The 4,984-nt window shown below is 75.7% G+C and carries 6 protein-coding genes; 3 read left to right on the top strand and 3 right to left on the bottom strand.

Translation table 11 applies throughout. From position 1 onward, the window contains the following. Positions 1–105: 105 nt before the first annotated feature. The 3 genes from OO57_RS37055 to OO57_RS47135 all read left to right on the top strand — a co-directional run bounded on the left by OO57_RS37055 (position 106) and on the right by OO57_RS47135 (position 1,726). The gene (locus tag OO57_RS37055) at positions 106–474 is read left to right on the top strand and encodes a hypothetical protein (protein ID WP_033257257.1); all 369 of its coding nucleotides are present in this window, start codon (positions 106–108) and stop codon (positions 472–474) included. A 52-nt stretch (positions 475–526) separates the two neighbouring features. Next, a complete protein-coding gene (locus OO57_RS37050; RefSeq protein WP_033257256.1) occupies positions 527–1,525 on the top strand; it encodes an aminoglycoside phosphotransferase family protein in 999 nt (332 codons plus the stop codon). A gap of 72 nt (positions 1,526–1,597) precedes the next feature. Continuing rightward, complete coding sequence (locus tag OO57_RS47135) at positions 1,598–1,726, top strand: hypothetical protein (protein WP_267885012.1); 129 nt, start codon at positions 1,598–1,600, stop codon at positions 1,724–1,726. A gap of 78 nt (positions 1,727–1,804) precedes the next feature. Here OO57_RS47135 and OO57_RS37045 read toward each other — a convergent pair whose 3' ends face one another. From OO57_RS37045 to OO57_RS37035, 3 genes are all read right to left on the bottom strand, one after another. Next, positions 1,805–2,845, bottom strand: a complete 1,041-nt coding sequence (locus tag OO57_RS37045; RefSeq protein ID WP_033257255.1) for a LacI family DNA-binding transcriptional regulator — start codon at positions 2,843–2,845, stop codon at positions 1,805–1,807. A gap of 132 nt (positions 2,846–2,977) precedes the next feature. Then, complete coding sequence (locus tag OO57_RS37040) at positions 2,978–3,790, bottom strand: DUF1684 domain-containing protein (RefSeq protein WP_033257254.1); 813 nt, start codon at positions 3,788–3,790, stop codon at positions 2,978–2,980. 79 nt (positions 3,791–3,869) lie between these two features. Beyond that, positions 3,870–4,733 carry an acyl-CoA thioesterase gene (locus tag OO57_RS37035; RefSeq protein WP_033257253.1) on the bottom strand — a complete coding sequence of 288 codons (864 nt, stop codon included), beginning with the start codon at positions 4,731–4,733 and terminating at the stop codon, positions 3,870–3,872. Positions 4,734–4,984 lie beyond the last annotated feature (251 nt).

Here is a 4,984-nt window from a genome sequence, read left to right as displayed (position 1 = left end):
GCATCCCGAAGGACCGGGCGGCCATTCCTTCGGAGCCATCAACGGCAAACCACCATCAGCCACACCCGGTCCTCCCGGACCGCCTCACATTCTTAGGGAGCCACCATGGCCGCCCTCCGCACCAGGACCCTCACCGCGACCGCCGCCACCGGAGCGGCCCTGCTGCTCGGCGCGGCCCTCGCCCAGCCCGCGGCCGCCGTCGAACTCCCGCACTCCGCCGTCGCGTACTTCGCCACCGGCAGCGACCTGACGGGCACCCGGTTCGCCGTCGACACCGCCGACAGCGGCTGCCACGACCTCCCGGCCGCCGCGGCCTCCGCCGTCGACTTCACCACCGCGAACATCACCGTCTACTTCAACGCCGACTGCACCACCGGCCGCCCCGGCCAGCCCGGCGACCTGTCCTACGCCCTCGGCAGCCTGCACTGGGCCAACTTCCCCTACCCGGCCGTCAGCTACCGCGTCACCGGCTGACGAACCGCCCGAACCGCCCCGCCCACCCGCGGCGGGGCGTAGGGTCGCACCGATGGACACGCAACCCCCCGCCCCGGCTCCCGACACCGACCCCGACGGCCGACTCGACGTCGACGCCGACACCGTGCGCGCCCTGCTCCGCGAACAGCACCCGGACCTCGCCGGGTTGGCGCTGCGCCGGGTCGACGGCGGGTGGGGCAACCGGATGTGGCGGCTCGGCGAGGAGCACGCCGTCCGGCTCCCCCGGGACAGGCACACGCCCGCCTGCCTGGCCAACGAGACCCGCTGGCTGCCCGAGCTGGCGCCGCGCCTGCCGCTGCCCGTCCCGGTGCCGCGGCGCGACGGCCTGCCGGGCGCCGGGTACCCGTACCCGTGGGCGGTGTTCTCCTGGGTGCCCGGCGAGCCCGCCGACCACGCCCCGATCGCCCCCGCGCACGGGCCGCGCTCCGCCACCGCCCTCGCCGACTTCCTGCTCGCCCTGCACCGCCCGGCCCCCGCCGACGCGCCCGCCACCACCCCGCGCTGCGGCCCGCTCGCCCCGCTCAACGCCGACGTCGAACGGCGGCTCGCCGAGTTCGCGCAGCACCTGCACCCCCTCGCCCCCGGCGTCCGGGCCGAGGAGCTCCGGGCGGTGTGGGCGGACGCCGTGGCCGCCCCCGCCTGGACCGGCCCGCCGGTGTGGCTGCACTCCGACCTGCACCCGGCGAACGTCGTGGTGGTCGACGGCGCGCTCGGCGGCATCGTCGACTTCGACTCCCTCGGCACCGGCGACCCCGCCTGCGACCTCTCCGCCGCCTGGCTGCTGCTCCCGCCCGGAGCCGACCGCCACTGCCTGGACCGCTGGCGCGCCGCCCAGCCCGCCGGACAGCGGGACGCCACCGCGGCCACCGTCCGCCGCGCCCGCGGCTGGGCCGTCCTGCGCGGCCTGGTCCTCCTCGGCATCGGCCACGCGGGCCTGCACGGCCTCCCGGGCGGCAAACCCACCTGGGGCCCGGCCGGCCGAGCCACGCTCGAAGCGGTCCTGGCCCACTTCCGGCACCCCGACGACTGAACGCGGCCACCACCCTCGCCTGCCCCCGCCGCCCCGGCCCGCGCCACCGAACTGCACGCCGCCTTCCGCAAGTTGGAGCGCACGCACGACACCGGCAGCGGCAGCAACACCGGCAGCGGCAGCGGCAGCGGCAGCGGCAGCGGCAGCGGCAGCGGCACGACGGTCCGCCACCGCGCCGACGAGAGGTTCCCGCTCTGCTAGGCGTTCACGCCGCTCGCCGTCCTCGGCACCAAACCCACCACTCTCACCACCACCCCCACCCGCCACAGCCCCTCACCCTCAAGCCGACTCCCGCACCACCAACCCCGTCGGAATGATCACCGAGGACGGCGCCGAAGCCTCCGGATCGTTGAGCCGCCGCAGCAGCAGCCGCGTCATCAGCCGCCCCATCTCCTCGATCTCCTGCCGGACGGTGGTGAGCCTCGGCTCCGTCCAGGCCGCGATGGACTCGACGTCGTCGAAGCCGACCACCGCGACGTCCTCCGGCACCCGGCGCCCGGCCGCCCGCAGGACCCGGATCGCGCCGGAGGCCATCGCGTCGGAGGCCGCGAACACCGCGTCCAAGTCCGGCCGCCGGGTGAGGAGTTCGGTCATCGCGCGGATGCCGCCGTCCGCGGTGAAGTCGCCGACGGCGATCAGGTCGCCGTCGCCGTGGGGGAACAGGTCGCGGTAGCCGTCGAGGCGGTCGATGGAGGAGGTCTGGTCGAGCGGGCCGGTGATGGTGGCGATGCGCGTGCGGCCGAGGGAGCGCAGGTGCTGGACGGCGAGCCGGGCGCCGCCGCGGTTGTCGTTGTCGACGTAGACCAGGTCCCGGTCGGATTCGGCGCCGGGCCAGCCGGGGCGGCCGCCGATGACGAAGGGCAGCCCGAGGCGCTGGGCGGTCTCGGGGGTGGGGTCGGAGCGGTGCAGGGAGAACAGCAGGACGCCGTCGACGTGGCCGCCGGCCAGGTAGCGGCCGATCCGTTCGTGGTCGCGTTCGTCCTCGGCGAGCAGCAGCACCATCTGGTTGTCGGCGGCGGCGAGTTCGCGGCTGATGCCGCGCAGGTGCTGGGCGAAGAACGGGTCGGAGAAGAACCGGGCCTCGGGTTCGGCGACGACCACGCCGATGGCCCGGTTGCGCCGGGTGACGAGGGTGCGGGCGGCGAGGTTGGGGACGTAGCCGAGTTCGGCGACCGCCCGTTCGACCTTCTCGCGCAGGACCGCGCGGACGCCCGCGCCGCCGTTGACCACCCGGGAGGCGGTGGCCCTGGAGACACCGGCCAGTTCGGCCACCGATTCCAGGGTGGGGCGCCCGCCCGTTGCCGTTTCGGACTCGGTCACCGTGGGCTCCTCTCCTCCGCCGCCCGTACGCACCCGCGCACGTGATCGCGTTCCTGCTGCGAGCAGCCTAGCGCCCGCCGCCCCGCCCCGAGAGCGCTCTCAGAAACCGGTCGGCCCCGCGCTCCCGGCCGCTCACACCGTGACCACCTGTCGCTCGCCCGCCTCGACGGCGGTCTCCAGCCGGTTGCCGGGCGGCGGGAACGGGCAGATGAAGTGGTCGGCGAACGCGCAGGGGGGCAGGAAGGCCCGGTTGAAGTCGAGCACGGTGTGCCCGTCGGCGTCGGGCGCGGGCAGCGTGACGAAGCGGAAGCGGTACGTCTCCCGGCCGCTGGTGCCGTCCGCGATGACGCCGCTGAGCCTCCCGGCCGAGCCGTCGGGCGCGCCGGTGCCGCTGACGGTGAGCGTGTGCGGCCGCCCGACCAGGGTGAACGCGACCTGCCCGAGGACGGTGAGCGGGCGGGCCCGGCCGTCGGCGTTCTCCACCAGCAGGGCCTGCGCGCCGTCCACGAAGGGGGTGAACACGGCGGGCACCGCCCAGTCGGGGGCGTACGGGTAGACCGAGATGCCCGCGAACGCGGCCCGGGCGGGGGCGTCGGGGTCGAAGACCCGCAGGGCGAGTTCGCCCTCCCGCTCGATCGGGACCAGCCGCTTCCCGCCCAGGACGGCGTTCTGCGGGCGCCGGTCGGTGTCGGGGCGCAGGGCGAGGCGGCCGGTGGCCTCCCGACCCTCCTCCCCGCCCTCGACGTGGACGCCGTCCCCGGCGCGCAGTTCGGCGCAGACCGCGCCGCCCTCGGCCCACCAGCGGCCGGGCAGGCCGGGGATCTCCGCGGGGGCGGGCTCCAGCCAGTGCGTGCCGGTGAGGGCCAGCGGCCCGTGCGGTGCGCCGGCCGCGGCGCTCCGGGCCTCCGTCCAGCGCTGCCAGGCTTCGGCTGCGGTGTCGGTCATCGGACTGCCTCCCATGTCGCTCTGTTCTCCGGCCGCTTCCGCCGGTCGGTAGGTCAACCCCCGTTCCCCGCGGGCCCGTTCAGGAGCGGGCGAGCGGGCGGAACAATCCCTCCTGCATCACCGAGACCACCAACTGCCCCTGGCGGTCGTAGATCTCGCCGCGGGCCAGGCCGCGCGCGCCGTGCGCGATCGGCGACTCCTGCCGGTACAGCAGCCAGTCGTCGGCGCGGAACGGGCGGTGGAACCACATCGCGTGGTCCAGCGAGGCCATGTCGAAGTTCCGTTGGCCCCACAGCGGTTCGACGGGGGCGCGGACGGCGTCCAGCAGCGTCATGTCGCTGGCGTAGGTGAGCGCGCAGACGTGGATCAGCGGGTCGTCGGGCAGCGCGCCGTTGGTGCGCAGCCACACGCCGCTGCGGGCCTCGACGCCGTCGAGCTCCTCGCGCGTCCACTTCAGCCGGTCCACGTAGCGGATGTCGAAGGGCTGGCGGCGGCTGATGAACGGGGGGAGCTCGCCGAGCCGGGCGCCGACCTCGTCCAGCGCACTGGGCAGGCTCTCGGGGTCGGGGACGCCGGGCATCGGGAACTGGTGCTCGATGCCGCCGGGCTCGGGCCGGTGGAAGTCGGCGGTGAGCGCGAAGATCGTCCGCCCGCCCTGAATGGCGAGCACCCGGCGGGTGGTGAAGGAGCGCCCGTCCCTGGTCCGTTCGACCTGGTAGACGATCGGCACGCCGGGGACGCCCGGGCGCAGGAAGTACGCGTGCAGCGAGTGCACCGGCCGGTCCTCCTCGACCGTCCGGCCCGCGGCGACCAGCGCCTGCCCGGCCACCTGCCCGCCGAAGGTGCGCTGCAGCGACTCCTCGGGGCTGCGGCCGCGGAAGATGTTCAGCTCGATCCGCTCCAGGTCGAGCAGGTCGACGAGCTGGTCGACGGGGGTTCCCATGTATCGCTCCCTCTCCGGACGGCCGGTAGCCGACGACCGGCGGACGGCCGCGGACGCCGACGGGCAGGGGTGTGCCGCCGAACGCCTCGTCCGTCCAGCACAAGTCTCCGCGCCCGCCAGGCATTCCCGCGCCCCGGCACGCGGGGGCGCAGCCACCCCGGCGCGATCCGCCCACCCACCCCACCGCCCCTCCGCCAACGACCTCGACCGGAGCCCGGAGCCCGGAGCCCGCCGCAGGCGCTCCCCACCGC

Origin of the sequence: Kitasatospora phosalacinea (assembly GCF_000717185.1) — a bacterium.
GTDB lineage: Bacteria > Actinomycetota > Actinomycetes > Streptomycetales > Streptomycetaceae > Kitasatospora > Kitasatospora phosalacinea_A.
This window is presented reverse-complemented; position numbering and strand designations above follow the sequence as displayed.